This is a genomic window from Bradyrhizobium sp. BR 1432, from assembly GCF_051547705.1.
GTDB lineage: Bacteria > Pseudomonadota > Alphaproteobacteria > Rhizobiales > Xanthobacteraceae > Bradyrhizobium > Bradyrhizobium zhanjiangense.
This window is the reverse complement of the sequence record NZ_JBPUGF010000003.1, coordinates 6,165,262-6,183,672: the sequence shown is the minus strand read 5'-3', so window position 1 is coordinate 6,183,672 and position 18,411 is coordinate 6,165,262. Positions and strand designations below refer to the sequence as shown.

Annotated in this window: 15 protein-coding genes, 1 tRNA gene and 3 pseudogenes; 15 read left to right on the top strand and 4 right to left on the bottom strand. The window is 65.2% G+C overall.

From position 1 onward, the window contains the following. Positions 1-39: 39 nt before the first annotated feature. Positions 40-116, bottom strand: a tRNA-Asp gene (locus ACSKB8_RS30000). 241 nt (positions 117-357) lie between these two features. Between ACSKB8_RS30000 and ACSKB8_RS29995 the strand changes: the two genes are divergently transcribed. The 10 genes and pseudogenes from ACSKB8_RS29995 (at position 358) to ACSKB8_RS29950 (ending at position 9,606) form a co-directional block, all read left to right on the top strand. Beyond that, complete coding sequence (locus ACSKB8_RS29995; protein ID WP_091886018.1) at positions 358-657, top strand: HU family DNA-binding protein; 300 nt, start codon at positions 358-360, stop codon at positions 655-657. A 103-nt stretch (positions 658-760) separates the two neighbouring features. Further along, a complete protein-coding gene (gene pepT, locus ACSKB8_RS29990) occupies positions 761-2,011 on the top strand; it encodes a peptidase T (protein WP_370985990.1) in 1,251 nt (416 codons plus the stop codon). Positions 2,012-2,077: 66 nt separating this feature from the next. Then, a complete protein-coding gene (locus ACSKB8_RS29985; protein ID WP_438107999.1) occupies positions 2,078-2,695 on the top strand; it encodes a class I SAM-dependent methyltransferase in 618 nt (205 codons plus the stop codon). A 165-nt stretch (positions 2,696-2,860) separates the two neighbouring features. Beyond that, positions 2,861-3,088 carry a hypothetical protein gene (locus ACSKB8_RS29980; RefSeq protein ID WP_091886028.1) on the top strand — a complete coding sequence of 76 codons (228 nt, stop codon included), beginning with the start codon at positions 2,861-2,863 and terminating at the stop codon, positions 3,086-3,088. A 141-nt stretch (positions 3,089-3,229) separates the two neighbouring features. Further along, positions 3,230-3,604 carry a hypothetical protein gene (locus ACSKB8_RS29975; RefSeq protein WP_438107998.1) on the top strand — a complete coding sequence of 125 codons (375 nt, stop codon included), beginning with the start codon at positions 3,230-3,232 and terminating at the stop codon, positions 3,602-3,604. A 131-nt stretch (positions 3,605-3,735) separates the two neighbouring features. Continuing rightward, entirely contained in the window at positions 3,736-4,134 is a 399-nt protein-coding gene (locus ACSKB8_RS29970) for a FixH family protein (protein ID WP_091886033.1), read from the top strand. Beyond that, positions 4,131-5,571, top strand: a pseudogene (locus tag ACSKB8_RS29965) (efflux RND transporter periplasmic adaptor subunit). The gene ACSKB8_RS29970 and the pseudogene ACSKB8_RS29965 overlap by 4 nt, the downstream one beginning before the upstream one ends. After that, positions 5,568-8,753 (top strand): efflux RND transporter permease subunit, encoded by a 3,186-nt coding sequence (locus tag ACSKB8_RS29960; protein ID WP_438107997.1) that lies wholly within the window; start codon positions 5,568-5,570, stop codon positions 8,751-8,753. The pseudogene ACSKB8_RS29965 and the gene ACSKB8_RS29960 overlap by 4 nt, the downstream one beginning before the upstream one ends. Positions 8,754-8,761: 8 nt before the next feature. Next, positions 8,762-8,890, top strand: a complete 129-nt coding sequence (locus ACSKB8_RS29955; protein WP_283806517.1) for a hypothetical protein — start codon at positions 8,762-8,764, stop codon at positions 8,888-8,890. A gap of 2 nt (positions 8,891-8,892) precedes the next feature. Then, positions 8,893-9,606 carry a c-type cytochrome gene (locus ACSKB8_RS29950; RefSeq protein WP_438107996.1) on the top strand — a complete coding sequence of 238 codons (714 nt, stop codon included), beginning with the start codon at positions 8,893-8,895 and terminating at the stop codon, positions 9,604-9,606. Between the two features lie 43 nt (positions 9,607-9,649). On the opposite strand, the gene ACSKB8_RS29945 is transcribed toward ACSKB8_RS29950, so the two are convergent. Next, entirely contained in the window at positions 9,650-10,279 is a 630-nt protein-coding gene (locus ACSKB8_RS29945) for a cation transporter (RefSeq protein ID WP_438107995.1), read from the bottom strand. A gap of 203 nt (positions 10,280-10,482) precedes the next feature. On the opposite strand from ACSKB8_RS29945, the gene ACSKB8_RS29940 reads away from it, so the two are divergent. The 4 genes and pseudogenes from ACSKB8_RS29940 to ACSKB8_RS29925 all read left to right on the top strand — a co-directional run bounded on the left by ACSKB8_RS29940 (position 10,483) and on the right by ACSKB8_RS29925 (position 16,303). Continuing rightward, positions 10,483-10,788 carry a hypothetical protein gene (locus ACSKB8_RS29940; protein WP_438107994.1) on the top strand — a complete coding sequence of 102 codons (306 nt, stop codon included), beginning with the start codon at positions 10,483-10,485 and terminating at the stop codon, positions 10,786-10,788. Positions 10,789-10,842: 54 nt separating this feature from the next. Continuing rightward, positions 10,843-12,118 (top strand): annotated as a pseudogene (ihpA, locus tag ACSKB8_RS29935) (divalent metal ion exporter subunit IhpA). Beyond that, a complete protein-coding gene (gene ihpB / locus ACSKB8_RS29930; RefSeq protein WP_438107993.1) occupies positions 12,115-13,092 on the top strand; it encodes a divalent metal ion exporter adaptor subunit IhpB in 978 nt (325 codons plus the stop codon). The pseudogene ihpA and the gene ihpB overlap by 4 nt, the downstream one beginning before the upstream one ends. Beyond that, positions 13,085-16,303 (top strand): efflux RND transporter permease subunit, encoded by a 3,219-nt coding sequence (locus ACSKB8_RS29925; RefSeq protein WP_438107992.1) that lies wholly within the window; start codon positions 13,085-13,087, stop codon positions 16,301-16,303. The genes ihpB and ACSKB8_RS29925 overlap by 8 nt, the downstream gene beginning before the upstream one ends. On the opposite strand, the gene ACSKB8_RS29920 is transcribed toward ACSKB8_RS29925, so the two are convergent. Continuing rightward, on the bottom strand, positions 16,300-16,533 hold the full coding sequence (locus ACSKB8_RS29920) for a hypothetical protein (protein WP_438110919.1): 234 nt from the start codon (positions 16,531-16,533) through the stop codon (positions 16,300-16,302). The genes ACSKB8_RS29925 and ACSKB8_RS29920 overlap by 4 nt on opposite strands. Between ACSKB8_RS29920 and ACSKB8_RS29915 the strand changes: the two are divergent. Continuing rightward, positions 16,471-17,285: pseudogene (locus ACSKB8_RS29915) on the top strand (cation diffusion facilitator family transporter). The gene ACSKB8_RS29920 and the pseudogene ACSKB8_RS29915 sit on opposite strands and share 63 nt — an antisense overlap. A 120-nt stretch (positions 17,286-17,405) precedes the next feature. On the opposite strand, the gene ACSKB8_RS29910 reads toward ACSKB8_RS29915, so the two are convergent. Continuing rightward, entirely contained in the window at positions 17,406-18,266 is an 861-nt protein-coding gene (locus tag ACSKB8_RS29910; protein ID WP_438107991.1) for a class I SAM-dependent methyltransferase, read from the bottom strand. Positions 18,267-18,411: the final 145 nt, after the last annotated feature.

Here is an 18,411-nt window from a genome sequence, read left to right as displayed (position 1 = left end):
TTGATTTTATGAGATCGAGGGGTGTATTCCGCCATGAAATGGCGCGAGAGACGGGGCTCGAACCCGCGACCTCCGGCGTGACAGGCCGGCGCTCTAACCAACTGAGCTACTCCCGCGTGACACGCAAATGTCTGCGGAACGAGGGGGGACTTAAAGGCCGGACTTGGTGAAGTCAAGGACGTTGCGTCGTTCAGCCGCAACGCCCGCATTTCCCACCAAGCACCGCATGCAGACGATGCTTAACGGGCCGCGCAGACGCGTAGTCAGTCCATTCCCGAATCGTCTACGCCTCGCGGAACTTGTGGAGTTCCCAGACTATCTTCCTAGAGGACTCCGGCCAGAATCGAGGAGGCAGACATGGCGAAGAAAGCAGCCGCTCCCGCCACCATCACGCTCAAGCACCTCGCCGCTGACATCGCGGAGAGCCAGGACCTGTCGAAAAAGCGAGCCGAGGCCGTCCTGACCGACATGGTCGACCTGATCACCAAGCACCTGAAGAAGGGCGACCGCGTCCGGATCGTCGGTCTCGGCATCCTCCAGGTCCGCAAGCGCGCCGCCCGCACCGGCCGCAATCCCGCCACCGGCGAGCCGATCCACATCAAGGCCAGCAGGAAGGTCGCGTTCCGCCCGGTCAAGGAACTGAAAGAGGCGATCTAGCAATTACGTTTCGTTAAGCCTGATCCGACCTCGTTCCGGCCGCAACGCGGCCCGCTTTTCTGGTATATCGCCTTGCTCATCTGACCCGGCGGTTTGACCAGAAATGTCCTCCCTCACCTTTTCGCATACCGTGACCGAGCGCTTTCTGCGCTACGTCACCATCGACACCCAGTCCGATCCGGACTCCCCGGCCTCGCCTTCGACCGAGAAGCAGAAGGATCTCGGCCGCGTGCTCGCCGCCGAGCTGAAAGCCATGGGCGTCGAGGACGCGCATCTCGACGACTACGGCTATGTCTATGGAACGATCCCGGCCAACACACCTAAGAAGGTGCCGGTGATCTGTTTCTGCTCGCACATGGATACCTCACCCGACGTCACCGGCAAGGACGTCAAGCCGCAGCTGGTGACGAACTATCGCGGCGGCGACATCGTGCTGCCTGGCGACACCAGCCAGGTGATCCGCTTCGCCGAGCACCCTGCGCTGAAGAGCCAGATCGGCAACGACATCATCACGACCGACGGCACCACACTGCTGGGTGCCGACAACAAGGCCGGCGTCGCCGAGATCATGGATGCCGCGCATTTCTTCATCAACAATCCCGATGTGAAGCACGGCACCATCAAGATCCTGTTCACGCCAGATGAAGAGATCGGCCGCGGCGTCGACAATGTCGATTTGAAGAAGCTCGGGGCGGATTTCGGCTACACCATGGACGGCGAGAGCGCCGGCTGCGTCGAGGACGAGACTTTCTCGGCCGACGGGGCCACCATCACCATCAACGGCGTCAGCGCCCATCCCGGCTATGCCAAGGGAAAGATGGAGCACGCGATCAAGATCGCGGCCGCCATCGTCGAGCGCTTGCCCAAGGAAGGCTGCTCGCCGGAGACGACCTCAGGCAAGCAGGGCTTTCTGCACCCGGTCGGCATCGAGGGCGCGCTGGAACAGGCGACGCTCTCCTTCATCGTCCGCGACTTCACCGAGGAAGGGCTGAAGGAGAAGGAGGTCCTGCTCGAGACCATCGTCAAGGACGTGATGAAGGACTATCCGCGCTCGACCTACACATTCGAGGTACGCGAGCAGTACCGCAACATGAAGCAGGTGATCGACCGGCACCCGCACGTGCTCGAATACGCCATCGAGGCGATCCGCCGCGCCGGCCTGCGGCCGATGCGCACCGCGATCCGTGGCGGCACCGACGGCTCGCGCCTGTCCTTCATGGGACTGCCCTGCCCCAACATCTTCGCCGGCGAGCACGCGTTTCATTCGCGGCTGGAATGGGTGAGCCGGCAGGACATGGAGAAGGCGGTGCAGACCATCGTGCATCTGGCGATGATCTGGGAAGAACGGGCGTAAGGCCACCGCGACAGGACGCGGGGCCAGCACGGCCCCGCGAGACAGATACGATGTCCGAGGAGTCGCATGAGCTTCTATCAGGACAGGATCTTGCCTTGGCTGACGCAGCTCGCCATGCGCCAGGCCCAGCTCGTGCCTTATCGTACCCGGGTCGCATCCGCCGCAACGGGGCGCGTCCTTGAGCTCGGCATTGGTCCGGGGCTCAATCTCGGATTCTACGGGCCGAGCGTGACGCAAATCATCGGCATTGATCCATCACCCAAGCTGCTGGAGATCGCGCGCAACGCCGGTCGGCAGCATGCGAGCTGGCTCGATCTGATCGAAGGCTCCGCGGAAGCTATTCCGCTGGAGAGTTCGAGCGTGGACACCGTCGTGACGACGTGGACGATGTGCAGCATCCCCGACGTCAATCGCGCGCTCTCGGAGGCTCGACGTATCCTGAAGCCGGGCGGACAGCTTCTGTTCGTCGAGCATGGCCGCGCACCCGAGCCCAGCGTGCAATGGTGGCAGGATCGTTTGACCCCGCCCTGGAAGGTCATCGCGGGCGGCTGCCATCTCAACCGCGCCATCGCAGACCTGATCCGCACCAACGGCTTCTTCGTCCAAGATCTCAATGTCGGCTATATGCGGGGACCAAAGCCGATGACGTTCATGTATGAAGGTCGAGCCCTCCCGCGTTCGTAATGACCGCAGTTGCCGCGCCCGCGATGCCGACGGCCGGCATCGTCGGCGGGAACAAACATTCGCGACGCCTTCCGTTTTTGCGGCGCGTCACATGTCCTATGTTAACGACGTCCATTACGCGATGCATCAAAGATGCGGTCGGGGCGGAAAACTCGGGAGAGCCGCGTGGACCGCAGAACCGCTTGCCTGAAGCAGGCAGACGCATTTCGGGAAAAGGCCATCGCCGATCCAGCGCACCATGACGAATGGATCGACGAGGCCATCAAGTGGCTGGAGCGGGCAATGGAGGCGAGCCGCCGCGTCGCGGTCACGATCGAAGCCAAAGAAGATTGGCTCCTTCAAGATGCGGCAGCTGAAGCGTTGTTGTCGCAACGCCCCGAGCGCAGTGGCTGATCGCACGCTCCTCCAAAAATTCAGAATTTGCTTAACGCGAATTATATTGCCCCGCGCACAAGATGCCGCCGCGTCCGCCTCTGGCCAAATCGTGATGTCGGGCCGGTTTACAGGTTCCGCCGTGCCATGCGACAACGAGGCATGCACCTGAATAGGTTCGCCAAGGTTGTCGTGATGCTGCTCGTAGCGGTCGGGCTCCTGCTCGCACCGCTGGCGACGCCGGCATCTGCCATGGCGGTATCGGGTGCAGGAAGCAGCATGGCGGCGATGTCGGACGACACGCAAGGCATGTACGAAGACATGCCCTGCTGCCCGGATCAGACCAAGAGCAAGACCTGCGATTCCTGTCCGCTCGTCGCGCTGTGCATGCTGAGCCTCTCGCTCTCCGCTCCTTCCGGAGCGAGCACGGAGATCGAGCGGCAGCCGCAGAGTAGCGCGCTCGCGCCGGGCAATGACCGCCTGCGCGACGGCCTCGCGGCAAAACCTCCCGACCATCCTCCTCGAACCCGGGCCTGATCGGCGCTGACGCGCCTGATGATAGTGCGCGCCGACATCGGCGTGCGCGCCATTGCCTGCCGCTCGGCTGCATCCGGCTTGCCGCGAGCAGCTCCGGCGGCTCCATCAGACCCATCGAGGAATTATAAATTATGACGACCACCAAGCTCGCGCGCGCCGCCATGGCCGCGCTGATCGGTGCTGCGTTCACGGGGAGCGCGCACGCCGAAATCAAGAACTACGAATTCCATCTGGTTCAGCCGACCATCAAGACCGGGGCCGATCGCATCGTGACCGTGCGGCTGGTCGACAAGACCAGTGGCAAGGCGATACCCGATGCGGTGATCTTCGCCAGCCGGCTCGACATGGCGCCTGACGGCATGCAGGAGATGGTCACCAAGGTCACGCCGATGCCGGGCACCGAACCCGGGACCTATCGCTTCAAGGCCAATTTCAGCATGGCCGGACGCTGGCAACTCTCGCTCGGCGCCAAGGTGCAGGGCGAGACCGGCACGGTCGAAAACAAGCTCGTCGTCACGGCCGAGAAATGACCCGCCTCGCCATTACAGGCACTGCCGCTGCGATTTTCGCGGCGGCAGGTGTCGCGCTGATTGGCGGCCGCGCCATGCAGCCTCAGTCGGATTCAAGCTCGCTGACTTTCGCCGCGCATGCGGCTGACGCGGGCGCACCGATCTATTTCCGGGATCCGGACGGCCGGCCGTTCTATTCGCTCACCCCGAAGAAGACCGCCGACGGCCGCGACTATCGCGCCGTGCGGGCGGACGAGGACATCAGCTTCGAGGAGGCTGACGAAGCGCCCGACGTTATGGCGACCGACGCCAAGGGCGATCGCAAGATCAAGTATTACCGCAACCCGATGGGCCTGCCGGACACCTCGCCGGTGCCGAAGAAGGAACTCGATGGGGATGGATTACATCCCCGTCTACGAAGGCGAGGACAGCGACGACGGGTCGGTGAAACTGTCGCCCGGCAAGATTCAGCGCACGGGAGCCAGGTCCGAGCCGGTCGTGAGGAGGCCCGTCACCACCCTGATCCGCGCGCCAGGGACCATCCAGGAAGACGAGAGACGCGTTTCGGTGGTCGCGCTGCGCTTCGAGGGATTCGTCGAGAGCGTCGCGAACGTCACGACTGGCGATCACGTCCACAAGGGGCAACCGCTGCTGAACGTATACAGCCCCGCGCTGTCGAGCGCCGCCGCCGAATATCTCTCCGCCATCAACGCCGGCGCGACCGGGAAGGAACTGAAGGGCGCGCGCCGGAGGCTGGAGAATCTCGCCACGCCGGAGCCCGCCATCAAGGAGCTCGAACGCACCCGGGAAATCTCGCTCTCGATTCCCTGGCTCGCGCCCCAGGACGGCGAGATTCTTGAACGCAACGCTGTGCCCGGGATGCGGGCGGGCCCGGGAGACGTGCTCTTCAGGATCGCGGACCACCGCCTGGTTTGGGTGCTCATCGATATGGCGGAGCGCGATCTGCCGCAAGTCGCCGTCGGCACGAAAGTGACCATCAGGCCGCGCGCTCTCGCCGGCCAGAGCTTCGCCGGCACGGTGGCGCTGATCTATCCCCATCTCAACGCTGCGACGCGCACCGCGCGGATCCGGATCGAGGTGCCCAATCCCGACGAAGTGCTGCGGCCCGAGATGTATGTCGATGCCGAGATCGAAGCCGGCACGCCTGGGCCGGTGCTGGCGGTGGCGGAGAGCGCCGTACTCGACAGCGGAAGCCGCCAGGCCGTCCTTGTCGACAAGGGTGAGGGCCGCTTCGAGCCGCGTGAAGTGAAGCTCGGCCGTCGCGGCGGCGGCTTCGTCGAGGTGACCCAAGGCGTGTCGGAGGGCGAGGCCGTCGTCACCTCGGCCAATTTCCTGATCGACGCCGAGAGCAACCTGAAGGCCGCGCTGAAGGGGTTTGCCGCGCCCGAGGGTACGCAACCCGCCCAAGCGGCAGGCACGACGGGAGCGCGCCCATGATCGCCCGCGTCATCGCCTGGTCGGCGCGCAACCTGCTGCTGGTGCTGTTCGGCACCGGCTTCGCGGCTGCCGCCGGAATCTACGCGCTCGTCCATCTGCCGCTGGACGCCATTCCTGATCTCTCCGACACGCAGGTCATCGTCTACACGGAGTATTCAGGGCAGGCGCCACAGGTGATCGAGGACCAGGTCACTTATCCGCTGGCCACCGCCATGCTCACGGTGCCGAAATCCAAAGTGGTGCGCGGTTTCTCCTTTTTCGGGGTCTCCTTCGTCTACGTGATCTTCGAGGACGGCACCGACATCTACTGGGCCCGCTCGCGTGTCCTCGAATTCCTCAACGCCGCCACCTCACGGCTGCCGGCGGGCGTGGCGCCGACCATCGGTCCGGACGCGACCGGCGTCGGCTGGGTCTACCAGTACGCGGTGATGTCCAAGGAACTGAACCTCGCGGACACACGCACCATCCAGGACTGGAATCTCAAATTCGCCCTTGCCAAGGCGGAGGGCGTCGCGGAGGTCGCGAGTGTCGGCGGCTTCGTGAAGCAGTACAACGTCGTCCTCGACGCGCAGCGGATGCGCGATCTCGGCATCACCATGCAGAAGATCCGGGACGCGATCCGTGCCAGCAACGCCGACGTCGGCGGGCGTACTGTCGAGCTGTCGGAGTTCGAGTACGTCATCCGCGGAAAGGGCTACCTGAAGAGTATCGACGATCTCGGTAACATCGTCCTCAAGACCGACAAGGGCACGCCGGTGCTGCTACGGGACGTCTCCAGGGTCGAACTGGGACCGGACGAGCGGCGCGGCATCACCGAGCTCAACGGCGAGGGGGAAGTCGCCAGCGGCATCGTCCTCCAGCGCTTCGGCATGAACGCGCTCGACGTCATCGAGAACGTCAAGAAGCGCTTCAAGGAGATCGCGACCAGCCTCCCCAAATCAGTCGAGATCGTGCCGGTCTATGACCGGTCGAACCTGATCTATGCCGCCATCGATACGCTCAAGCATACGCTGGTCGAAGAAAGCACCGTCGTCGCGCTGGTCTGCATCGTGTTCCTGCTGCACGTCCGCAGCGCGCTCGTCGCCATCCTGATGCTGCCGGTTGGCGTGCTGATGGCGTTCGGGGCGATGAAGCTGCTCGGAATCGGCTCCAATATCATGAGCCTTGGTGGCATCGCCATCGCCATCGGCGCCATGGTCGACGCCGCCATCGTCATGATCGAGAACGCCCACAAGCACCTGGAGCGCGCCGAGCCCGGCAGGTCGCGGATCGCGATCCTGATCGATTCCGCCTCCGAGGTCGGGCCGGCGCTGTTCTTCAGCCTGCTCATCATCACCGTCTCCTTCATGCCGATCTTCACGCTGGAATCGCAGGAGGGGAGGCTGTTCAGCCCGCTCGCCTTCACCAAGACTTTCGCGATGGCCGCGGCCGCGCTGCTCTCGGTGACCCTGGTGCCGGCCTTGATGGTGATCTTCGTCCGCGGGCGGATCGTTCCGGAGCACAGGAATCCGATCAACCGCTTCCTGATCTGGATCTACCGACCGGTCATCAAGGGCGTGCTGCGCGCAAAGACGTTGGTTATCCTGCTCGCACTCGCCGTGCTCGCGGTGACGATTTGGCCCGCGCGCCAGCTCGGCACCGAGTTCATGCCGAACCTCAACGAAGGCACCCTGCTCTACATGCCGACGACGCTGCCCGGCATTTCCGTGACCAAGGCCGCCGAGCTGATGCAGACGCAGGATCGCATCATCAAGTCGTTTCCGGAAGTGGAGTCCGTCTACGGCAAGGCCGGCCGCGCCTCCACGTCGACCGATCCGGCGCCGACCGAGATGTTCGAGACCGTGGTCAACCTCAAGCCGAAGGGACAGTGGCGGAAAGGCCTCACAATCGACGGGCTGATCGCCGAAATGGACAAGGCGCTACAGTTTCCCGGCGTATCGAACGCCTGGACCATGCCGATCAAGGCGCGCATCGACATGCTCTCGACCGGCATCCGGACCCCCGTCGGCGTCAAGGTGATCGGGACTGACCTCGTCGAAATCGATAAGCTCGCGAAGCAGATCGAGCAGGTGCTGCGGGTGGTGCCCGGGACCTCGTCCGCCTACGCGGAGCGCAGTATCGGCGGCTACTATCTGGAAATCACCCCCGACCGGTCGGCGCTGGCCCGCTACGGAATCATGGTCCAAGACGTCCAGGACACCATCGCGACCGCGCTCGGCGGTCAGGCGGTCACGACCACCGTCGAGGGCCGGCAGCGCTTCACGGTCAACATGCGCTATCCCCGCGACCTCCGGGACAATCCGAAGAAGATCGCAAGCGACATCCTCGTTCCCATGCCGGCCGGCGGCGCCGTCCCGCTCGCGGAAGTCGCGACCGTCCAACTCGCGCGCGGCCCGACATCGATCCGGACGGAGAACGCACAGCTCGCCACTTACATCTACGTCGACATCCGCGACCGCGATCTCGGCGGCTACGTCGCGGAGGCGCAGCGCGCCGTCCAGGCCAGCATCCAGTTTCCGCCGGGCTACTACGTGGTTTGGAGCGGCCAGTACGAATATCTCGAGCGGGCCATGGCGCGTCTGAAAATCGTCGTGCCGGCGACGCTCCTCATCATCTTCCTGCTGCTGTACCTCAATTTCCGGTCGGTCACGGACACGATGATCGTGATGCTGTCGCTGCCGTTCGCGCTGGTTGGCGGGCTCTGGCTGATGTGGTGGCTCGGGTTCAACCTCTCTGTCGCCGTCGCCGTGGGCTTCATCGCGCTCGCCGGCGTCGCCGCCGAGACCGGCGTTGTGATGCTGATCTACCTCAATCAAGCGCTTGCGGAGATCAAGGAGCGCCGCGCCGCCGAGGGTTGGACATTGAGCCGGATAGACCTTCGCGAGGCCATCATGGAGGGCGCCGTCGAGCGCGTCCGCCCGAAGATGATGACGGTGGTCGCGATCATGGCCGGCCTGCTGCCGATCATGTGGAGCACCGGCACCGGCTCGGAGATCATGCAGCGCATCGCCGTGCCCATGATCGGCGGCATGATCTCCTCGACGCTGCTGACCCTGATCGTGATCCCGGCGATCTTTGGCCTGGTCAAGGGCTTGCATTTGCTGTCTGCGGGCAAGCCACGACCTCCGGGAAAATCGAAAGCGATCGTTGCAAAGTTGCGAATCCAGGAGCCAGCCGAATGAGGTGAGCCATGATGCAGGACATGATGTCGGGAATGATGGCCGGCATGGGGCTGATCGCGGTTCTAGTCGTTGTCGTGCTCGCGCTGGGGGCGGCAGCGCTGGTCAAGTATCTCTTCTTCTCAAATCGGGGAGATTGAACATGGATCGCCTTCTCTTCGTGGCATTCGCGGCCGTCCTCGTCTCCTCGCCGGCCGGCGCGCAGCAGGACAGCGTGGCTCGGGGCGAACGTGATTTTCGCGTCTGTGCGGCATGTCACTCGCTCGAGCCCGACCGCAACATGACGGGGCCAAGTCTTGCAAATCTCTGGGGGAGGAAGGCCGCCAGCTTGCCGAGTTTCGACCGCTACTCCGACGCGCTGAAAGCTTCGGGAATCATCTGGGACGACCGCTCGCTGGATGCCTGGTTGACCGATCCTGCGCGCATGGTGCCGGACAACGAGATGCCGTTCGAGGGGATCGATGACTCACGCGTTCGCGCGGATCTGTTGGCATTCCTTAAGGAGGCCACCAGGCCGGGGGCCGCGCCGGAGCGAACGGCCGAAAACCGCATGAATGGGGGCGGCATGATGGGAGGGATGATGGGTAGCGGCCGCGCCCCCAATCTGAAGAATCTGAATCCCGCGCAACGCGTCACCGGCATGACCCACTGTCGGGACACCTATCGGGTGACGACGGCCGACGGCAAGACGCGCCCCTTCTGGGAACGCAATCTGCGTCTGAAGACGGATTCCAGCGAAGACGGACCGCAGAGCGGCGCGCCCGCTATCGTGTCGGCCGGCATGATGGGTGACCGGGCGGACGTGATTTTCGCCGCGCCGAACGAAATCTCCAAAACGATAGAAGATCACTGCTGAGCTCTTGGCTGGTCGCCATCTGGCCGCCAACCAAGGTTTTGTTCTAGGCCGGAGTGAGCTTCAGCTCCATTCGGGAGCGCCGTACCACGACAACCGCTCCCTGAAGCGCGAGGCCGGCCATGATTGCGGCCACGATGATATCGGGCCAGCCCGTGCCGGTGCCGAACACGCCGAGGGCGGCCAACAGCACGGCGATGTTTCCGAGCACGTCATTACGGGTGCATATCCAGGCGGAGCGCATATTGGCGTCGCCCTTGCGATGGGCCCACAACAATCCGAACGAAGCAGCGTTTGCGGTAAGGGCCGCCACGCCGACCGCACCCATAGTGAAGGCGTTCGGCAGCGTGCCATGGGCTGCGTGCCAGACCACCGTGCCGACGACCCAAAGGCCAAAGGCGCCCATCGTCAGCCCCTTCGCCAGGGCCGCGGCAGCGCGATAGCGCAGCGCCATGCCGACCACCAGAAGGCTGATGGCGTAGTTCGCGGCGTCTCCGAGAAAATCGAGCGCGTCCGCCTGGAGCGACGCCGATCCCGCAGCAAGGCCCGCTCCAATTTCGGCGAGGAACATGACGGCATTGACGGCGAGCACAACCCAAAGCACGCGACGATACGCCTTGTTGTCGCGATGGCGATCGAGATTAAGCGGCGGCGGTGAGCAGCATGCATCAGCCATGCTCACAGGATAGAGCGGTTGCACGCGCCGGACAATCACGCGGGGCCGGCCCCGCGACATCAAGTTCCCACACGTAACATTGTTGCGGGTCGACACTGTTCCCGTCACCGTGCTAGGCCAGCCTGACTGACAGGATGAGTGAATTCGTGGTCTTGAACCGCCGGCCCTTTAGACTCAGGCGCACGCGCAATTGGCGTGGACTCATGGCTGTGTTTGTTGCGGTCATGTACCTGCTGTCGGGCGCGCTCCACGGCACTCATGACATCGATGTGACCAGCCCGTCCGGTGGCTCGGAAATCGCTTCGATCCTCGCTGGCTCCACGGGCCACGGCGACCACAAGGCGATCGGCGGCCATCATTGCCATGGCTGCTTCTCGCTGACGGTGGCGCAGCCGGCGCTATCCGCCACATCGGTCGCGCTGGTGTCTGCATCGCACCCGCTACGCGCATCCCGGCTCGCCGGAATTATTCCCGATACCGACTCCCCGCCTCCCAAACCTATTGCCTGAATGGATTGGTCGGGCCCCCGCGCCCATTAGGTTCATCCTTCACAGGTCGGTTTCATGTTTTGCAGGGGAATGGCCGCGCGCCTCGCGTGCGCGGCGGCGTGTCTGCTTGTCGGATTGGCGCTTGCACCGTCTCACGCCCAGACTTTGACGATGCGGAGCGCGCTGTCGCGCGCGCTGGCCGCGAAGTCCGCGCCTGACGGCGGCGGAGCGCGACGTCGGCATTGCCACGGGCCAGCGCATCCAGGCGGGCGCGCTGCTCAACCCGGAGCTGACTTATGAACAGGACGATTCATTCGGCTCCGGCAAATATCGCGGCACGCGGTCGGCCGAGACCACGCTCCAGATCAGCCAGGCTTTCGAGCTGTTCGGCAAACGGGAGGCGCGGATTGCCGCGGGCGCAGCCGGCATCGAGGTCGCCGCCATCCAGCGTAAGGCCGTCAGGCTGGAGGTGCTGTCGGAGACGGCGATCGCTTTCCTCAGCGTGCTCGGCGCGCAGCGGCGCATCCAGATCCTCGACGAGCAGATCGCCGCGATCAACCGCCTGACGCCGCTGCTGCGCCGCCGCGTCGAGGCCGGCGCCTCCTCGCCGGCCGAGACCGGCCGCGCCGAGGTCGCCTCCGCCCTGGTGAAGGCCGACCGCGAGCGCTTCAAGGCGACGCTGGCAAGCGCCCGGCGCGAGCTGGCGGTGCTGATGGGAGATCCCGCCGCGAAATTCGGCGAGGTCTCCGGCCGGCTCGACACCACGGGACGCCCGCCGACGTTCCAGTCGGTCGTCGCCGCGATCGATGCCAATCCGCAACTGGTGCGCTGGACCGCGGTCTATGCTCAGCGCAATGCCGAGCTGTTGCTGGCACGGCTCAAGCCCTACCCCGACGTGCGGATCGCGGCTGGCTGGCGCCATTACAACGAAACCAATGACGATGCTGTGCGCCTCACGCTCTCGGTGCCAATTCCCGTGTTCGACCAGAACCAGGGCAACATCCTCTCCGCCCAGGAAAGCCTCGCCAAGACCAAAGCCGAGCGCGAGGCCAACCGCAACGCGCTGATCGTGATCGCCGGCCGGGCCTACGACTCGCTGCAAGGCTCGCTGCGCGAGCTCGCGGTCCTGCGCGAGACCGCGATTCCCAAGGCCGTCGAAGCGTCCGAGGCGATCTCGCAAGGCTACGGTCAGGGCCGCTTCACCCTGCTCGAAGTGCTGGACGCCCAGGCAAGCGTCACCCAGGCGCGGCTGCGTGAGCAGGAGGCGCTCCAGAACTTTCATGCGGGGGTGGCGACCATCGAAGGCCTGGTCGGCAATCCCTTCACGCTGGCGCGGGAGAGCGCACGATGAAGACGTCCTCCACCATTGTCGTCGCTGTCATTGCCGCTGCCCTCGGCGCTTGTGGCTATGCCCTGCTGACGCCGGCCAGGGTCGCGCCCGCCGAGCATGCCGCGGACAAGAAGCCGGAGAAGCCGAACCACCATGTCGAGCAGGACGAGCACGGCGCCGACCGCATCCGCATCTCCGACGTCAAGCTTGCCGCAGCCGGTGTGGTGCTGGCGGAAGCCGCGAGCGCGACGCTGACCGACACGCTCGCCTTCAACGGCATCCTGCGCGCCAACCAGGAAGCCGTGGTGCAGGTGACGCCGCGCTTTCCGGGCATCGCCAAATCGATCCTGAAGCGCATCGGGGACAAGGTCGGCAAGGACGATCTGCTCGCCGCGATCGAGAGCAACCAGAGCCTTACCGTCTACGAGCTGAAGGCGCCGATCGCGGGCACCATCATCGAGCGGCAGATCTCGCTCGGCGAATACGCCTCCGAACAGAAGCCGGCCTTCGTCGTCGCCGACCTCTCCACCATCTGGGTCGACCTGTCGATCTACCGGCAGGATCTGCGGCGCGTCCACCTCAACGACGAGGTTCTGATCGATCTCGACGATGGCCGCGGCGAGATCAAGGGCACGATCTCCTACATGGCGCCGATCGGCAGTAGCGAGACCCAGACCGCGCTGGCGCGGGTGGTGCTGGCCAACCCCGACGGCCGACTTCGTCCCGGCCTATTCGTCACGGCGCGGCTGATCCTCGCCGCGCGCAACGTCGCGGTTGCTGTGCGCCGCAGTGCGATCCAGACGCTGGAGAACAAGACGATCGTGTTCGTCCGCGAGGACGGCGACAAGATCGAGGCGCGTCCCGTGAAGCTCGGGGATTCCGATCCGCGCCATGTCGAGATCAAGGCGGGCCTTGCGGCCGGCGAGCATTACGTCGCGGAGAACAGCTTCGTCGTGAAGGCGGAGATGGGCAAGGGCGAGGCCGAGCATGATTGAGCGTCTCATCGCCGCCTCACTGCATCAGCGCTGGCTGGTCCTGCTGCTCGCGCTGGGCGCGCTCGCCTTCGGTGGCTGGAATTTCCAGTGCCTGCCGATCGACGCCGTGCCAGACATCACCAACGTTCAGGTCCAGATCAACACCCGTGCGCCCGGCTATTCGCCGCTCGAGACCGAACAGCGCATCACCTTCCCGGTCGAGACCGCGATGGGCGGCCTGCCGAAGCTCGACTACACCCGCTCGCTGTCGCGCTACGGCCTGAGCCAGGTGACAGTCGTCTTCAAGGACGGCACCGACATCTACTTCGCCCGCCAGCTCGTCGGCGAGCGCATCCAGCAGGTGAAGGACCAGCTTCCGGCCGGCGTCGAGATCGCGATGGGCCCGGTCTCCACTGGGCTCGGCGAAATCTTCATGTACACCGTCGAGGCCAAGGCGGGCGCCAAGACGCAAGGCGGCCACGACTATTCGCTGACCGATCTACGCACGGTCCAGGACTGGATCATCCGGCCGCAGCTTCGCAACGTGCCGGGCGTGATCGAAGTCAACACCATCGGCGGCTTCGAGCGCCAATTCCACGTGCTGCCGGACCCCGGCAAGCTGATGGCCTACCGGCTCGGCTTTCGCGACGTCATGACGGCGCTTGCCGCCAACAACGCCAATGTCGGCGCCGGCTATATCGAGCGCAACGGCGAGCAATACCTGGTTCGCTCCCCAGGCCAGGTCGGCAACGTCAACGAGATCCAGGACATCGTCATCGGCTCGCGCCGCGGCAATCCGGTCAGGATCAGGGATGTCGCGACCGTGACCGAAGGCCGCGACTTGCGCACGGGCGCCGCGACGTGGAACGGCGAGGAAACCGTGCTCGGCACCGCGATGCTGCTGATCGGCGAGAACAGCCGGACCGTGGCGCGCCGCGTCGCAGCCCGTCTCGCGGACATCGCCAAATCGCTGCCCGAAGGCGTCGTGACGCGGACGGTCTACGACCGCACCGATCTGGTCGAAGCCACCATCCGCACCGTCCGGAATAACCTGCTGGAAGGCGCGGCGCTGGTGGTGGCCGTGCTGTTCCTGATCCTCGGCAACATCCGTGCCGCGCTCGTCACCGCCTGCGTCATTCCGCTATCCATGGCCATGACCGTCACCGGCATGGTCGAGACCAAGGTCAGCGCGAACCTGATGAGCCTCGGCGCAATCGACTTCGGCATCATCGTCGATGGCGCCGTGATCATCGTCGAGAATTGCCTGCGCATGCTGGCCGCGGCCCAGCGCGAGAAAGGCGGGCTGCTGACGACCTCCGAGCGGTTGCGCGCGATCCTGCGCGGGTCGAGCGAGGTCATCAAACCGAGCCTGTTCGGAACGCTGATCATCGCGGTGGTCTACCTGCCTGTGCTGACGCTGACCGGCGTCGAAGGCAAGATGTTCACGCCGATGGCGCTGACCGTGCTGATGGCGCTGGGCGCTGCCGTGCTGTTCTCCATCACCTTCGTGCCGGCGGCGGTTGCCATCTTCGTCACCGGCAAGGTATCCGAGCACGAAAACCTGTTCATGCGGGCAGCGAAGCGCGCCTATCTTCCCCTGCTCCGATTTGCCATCGACAACCGGCTCGCCTTCGCAATCATGGCCGTCGTCGTCGTGGTCGCAAGTGGCATCGCCGCCGCGCGCATGGGCGGCGAGTTCATTCCGAGCCTCGACGAAGGCGACGTCGCGCTGGCCTCGATCCGGATTCCCGGCACCAGTCTCACGCAATCGCTGGACCTTCAGAAGGCGCTGGAGAAACGCATCAATCAGATTCCCGAGGTCAAGGAGTTCTTCACCCGCATCGGCACCGCGGAGATCGCAACCGACCCGATGTCGCCCGCGCAGACCGACGGCTACATCATGCTGAAGCCGCGCGCCGAATGGCCCGACCCAAACAAGCCGAAATCGGAGGTGATCCAGGCCATCGACCATGCCGCTGACGACATTCCCGGCAGCGCCTATGAAATCTCCCAGCCGATCCAGTTCCGGGTCAACGAGCTGATCTCCGGCGTGCGCAGCGACATCGGCGTCAAGATCTTCGGCGATGACCTCGACATCCTGCAAGGCGCGGCCAAACAGGTGGAGGCCGCGATCCGCGGCATCCGCGGCGCCAGCGACGTCAAGATCGAACAGGTCGCAGGCCTGCCGATCCTCACCGTCCGGCTCGACCGCCAGGCGCTCGCCCGCTACGGTGTCAGCGTCGGTGAGGTGCAGGGCATCGTCGAGATCGCGGTGGGCGGCAAGTCGGCCGGCAAGCTGTTCGAGGGCGACCGCCGCTTCGACATCGTCGTCCGCCTGCCGGAGCATCTGCGTGGCAATCTCGAAGCGATCCGGGCGATCCCGATCCCGCTGCCGCCCGGTGAGGAGGCCGGCCCCGGCACGGCCATTCGGACCGCGCTGGCCGCCTCCCCGCTCACCCAGATGCGCTATGTGTCGCTGTCGTCGGTCGCCACCGTCGATGCGACGCCTGGTCCCAACCAGATCAGCCGCGAAAACGGCAAGCGGCGCATCGTCGTCACCGCCAATGTCCGCGCGCGCGACCTCAGCTCCTTCGTCGTCGAGGCCGAAGCGGCGGTGGCTGAGAAGGTCAAGCTGCCGCCGGGCTACTTCATCGGCTGGGGCGGGCAGTTCGAACAACTGGTCTCCGCCACCAAGCGGTTGACGATCGTGGTGCCGGTGGCGCTGCTGCTGGTGTTCCTGCTGCTGTTCATGGGCATGGGATCGGCTGCGGATGCGGCGCTGGTGTTCTCCGGCGTGCCGCTGGCGCTGACGGGCGGCGTTGCGGCACTGCTGCTGCGCGGCATTCCTTTATCCATCAGCGCTGGCGTCGGCTTCATCGCGCTGTCGGGCGTGGCCGTGCTCAATGGGCTCGTAATCATCGCGTTCATCGAGCGGTTGCGCAGCGAGGGGCGGTCCGTCGTGGATGCCGTGCGCGAGGGCGCGCTGACGCGGCTGCGCCCGGTGCTGATGACCGCCCTCGTCGCCTCGCTCGGCTTCGTGCCGATGGCGCTCGCCACCGGCGCCGGCGCCGAGGTGCAGCGGCCGCTTGCGACCGTGGTGATCGGCGGCATCATCTCCTCGACCGTGCTGACGCTTTTGGTGCTGCCCGCACTCTACGTGCTGTTCCGCCGTGACGCAGCCACCGAAACGCCTACAATGGCGCCTGATTTGGCAGCGTCCGGGGAGCGCTAGAGGTGGCCGGCCACGACCATCACCGATATCACCACCATGATCATGGCGACCATTCGCACGACCATGGTCACGACCATGCTCATGGTCTTGGGCACGCGCATGTCCATGCGCCCGCCAGCTTTGGCAAGGCGTTCGCGATCGGCATTTCGCTCAACACCGCGCTGGTCGTGGCCGAAGCCGTGTACGGCTATATCGGCAACTCCACCGCCCTGCTCGCGGACGCCGGCCATAACCTTTCCGACGTGCTCGGCCTGGTCGTGGCCTGGGCGCGTCGATCGCGGCAAGGCGTGCGCCGAGCGGCCGCTTCACCTACGGCCTGCGCGCTTCCACGATTCTTGCGGCGCTGGCGAATGCGGTGTTCCTGCTGGTCGCAACCGGTGCCATTGGCTGGGAGGCGATCCTGCGCCTGCGCGCGCCGGAGCCGGTCGCCGGCGTCACGGTGATGGTGGTGGCCGGCATCGGCATCCTCATCAACGGCTTCACCGCCATGCTGTTCGCGCGCGGGCGCAAGGACGACATCAACATCGAAGGCGCGTACTTGCACATGGCCGCCGATGCCGCGGTCTCGCTTGGCGTGGTCGTCTCGGCGGCGCTGATCATCTGGACCGGTTGGCTCTGGCTCGATCCCTTAACCAGCCTCGTCATCTGCACGACGATCCTCTGGAGCACGACCAGCCTTTTGCGCGGCTCCATCGACATGTCGATGGCGGCAGCCCCCAAAGGCACCGACCTCGCCGCGATCAGGGCATTTCTCCTCGAGCGGCCGGGCGTCTCAGGGATCCACGATCTCCACGTCTGGCCGATCTCGACCACCGAGACAGCGCTGACCTGCCATCTCGTGATGCCCACTGGGGCCGGCGACGCATTCCTGATGGAGACCGCGCAGCTGCTCAAGACCTCATTCCGCATCGGCCACACGACGCTTCAGGTCGAGACGCATCCCGACAACGGCTGCGCGCTGGCGCCGGATGATGTGGTGTGAGGCGCTCTATCTCCACATCGTCATTGCGAGCGCAGCGAAGCAATCCAGAAATGCGTCGGTGGAGGGACTTTGGATTGCTTCGTCGCAAGAGCTCCTCGCAATGACGGCGGAAAGAGAGTCCTACGCCGCCTTCGCCGTCACGATCCAGATCGCGCCCTGCAACGTCACCGACTGCCCCTTCAGGAACGGCGCGAGCATGTCGCGGATCGAAGCCTTGGCGGCCGCGTACGTCTCCGGCGGATGACCTTGCAGCGCGCGGCTGGCGGGGCCGATCTGAAGCGCGCCGTCGACGGCGGCATCGAGCCCGCCGCCGATCGCGATATCCATCGCAAGATTATGCGGCTGCATCGCCGCGTCCACGAAGCCGGCACCCTTCAGGATACGCATCACGCGCTCTTCTGATGCAAAGGCGAACGGGCCCGGCTCCTCCGGCCCGACCGGCGGCATTTTCGGCACGTGTTTGTAGACCGCCATCAGCGGCGCCATCATCCACGGATTTTCCTTCGGCTCGCGCCAGCAGGCGAAGGCAAGCCGCCCGGACGGCTTCAGCGCACGGCGGAGATTGGTGAAGGACGCGATGGGATCGGCGAAGAACATCACGCCAAAGCGCGAGGCGAGCAGATCAAAGCTCGCCGGCTCGAACGGATGAACGGTCGCATCCGCCAGCACGAAATCGAGCGGCAGGCCCTTCGGCGCCAACGCGCGCGCCTGCGACAGCATCGGATCGGAGACGTCGAGGCCGAGCGCAAAGCCATCAGGCGCCACCGCCCTCGCGAACGCGACCGTCGTTGCACCCGAGCCGCAGCCGACGTCGATCACGCGCTCGCCCGGCTTCGGCTTGGCACGATCGATCAGCGCGTCCGCGATCGGCCCGAGCAGCGTCTCCTGCACCGCATGACGATCAGCCCAGCGCTGTCCGCTTGGGCCGTTCCAATAGGCGATCTGGTCGGCGTTGAGCTCGTGTCCGCTTGACTGTTCCATCAACCCTCTCCGCGACAGGGCCGAACGTCCGCGCCCGGCCCAAGACGCTTATCCACATGTCCTTCCCTGCTGCAAGGCCGATTTCAACGCGGCGGCCGAGGCTGATGTGCCAAGCCAAGTTGACACAGCCAAGCGGCCCTGCGCT

Excerpts from the sequence above, each read along its gene's own strand:
- ACSKB8_RS29995 (WP_091886018.1), top strand. The coding sequence starts at position 358 with ATGGCGAAGAAAGCAGCCGCTCCCGCCACCATCACGCTCAAGCACCTC.
- pepT (WP_370985990.1), top strand. The coding sequence starts at position 761 with ATGTCCTCCCTCACCTTTTCGCATACCGTGACCGAGCGCTTTCTGCGC.
- ACSKB8_RS29985 (WP_438107999.1), top strand. The coding sequence starts at position 2,078 with ATGAGCTTCTATCAGGACAGGATCTTGCCTTGGCTGACGCAGCTCGCC.
- ACSKB8_RS29975 (WP_438107998.1), top strand. The coding sequence starts at position 3,230 with ATGCACCTGAATAGGTTCGCCAAGGTTGTCGTGATGCTGCTCGTAGCG.
- ACSKB8_RS29970 (WP_091886033.1), top strand. The coding sequence starts at position 3,736 with ATGACGACCACCAAGCTCGCGCGCGCCGCCATGGCCGCGCTGATCGGT.
- ACSKB8_RS29960 (WP_438107997.1), top strand. The coding sequence starts at position 5,568 with ATGATCGCCCGCGTCATCGCCTGGTCGGCGCGCAACCTGCTGCTGGTG.
- ACSKB8_RS29955 (WP_283806517.1), top strand. The coding sequence starts at position 8,762 with ATGATGCAGGACATGATGTCGGGAATGATGGCCGGCATGGGGCTGATC.
- ACSKB8_RS29950 (WP_438107996.1), top strand. The coding sequence starts at position 8,893 with ATGGATCGCCTTCTCTTCGTGGCATTCGCGGCCGTCCTCGTCTCCTCG.
- ACSKB8_RS29945 (WP_438107995.1), bottom strand. The coding sequence starts at position 10,279 with ATGGCTGATGCATGCTGCTCACCGCCGCCGCTTAATCTCGATCGCCAT.
- ACSKB8_RS29940 (WP_438107994.1), top strand. The coding sequence starts at position 10,483 with ATGGCTGTGTTTGTTGCGGTCATGTACCTGCTGTCGGGCGCGCTCCAC.
- ihpB (WP_438107993.1), top strand. The coding sequence starts at position 12,115 with ATGAAGACGTCCTCCACCATTGTCGTCGCTGTCATTGCCGCTGCCCTC.
- ACSKB8_RS29925 (WP_438107992.1), top strand. The coding sequence starts at position 13,085 with ATGATTGAGCGTCTCATCGCCGCCTCACTGCATCAGCGCTGGCTGGTC.
- ACSKB8_RS29920 (WP_438110919.1), bottom strand. The coding sequence starts at position 16,533 with ATGGCCGGCGTCCGCGAGCAGGGCGGTGGAGTTGCCGATATAGCCGTA.
- ACSKB8_RS29910 (WP_438107991.1), bottom strand. The coding sequence starts at position 18,266 with ATGGAACAGTCAAGCGGACACGAGCTCAACGCCGACCAGATCGCCTAT.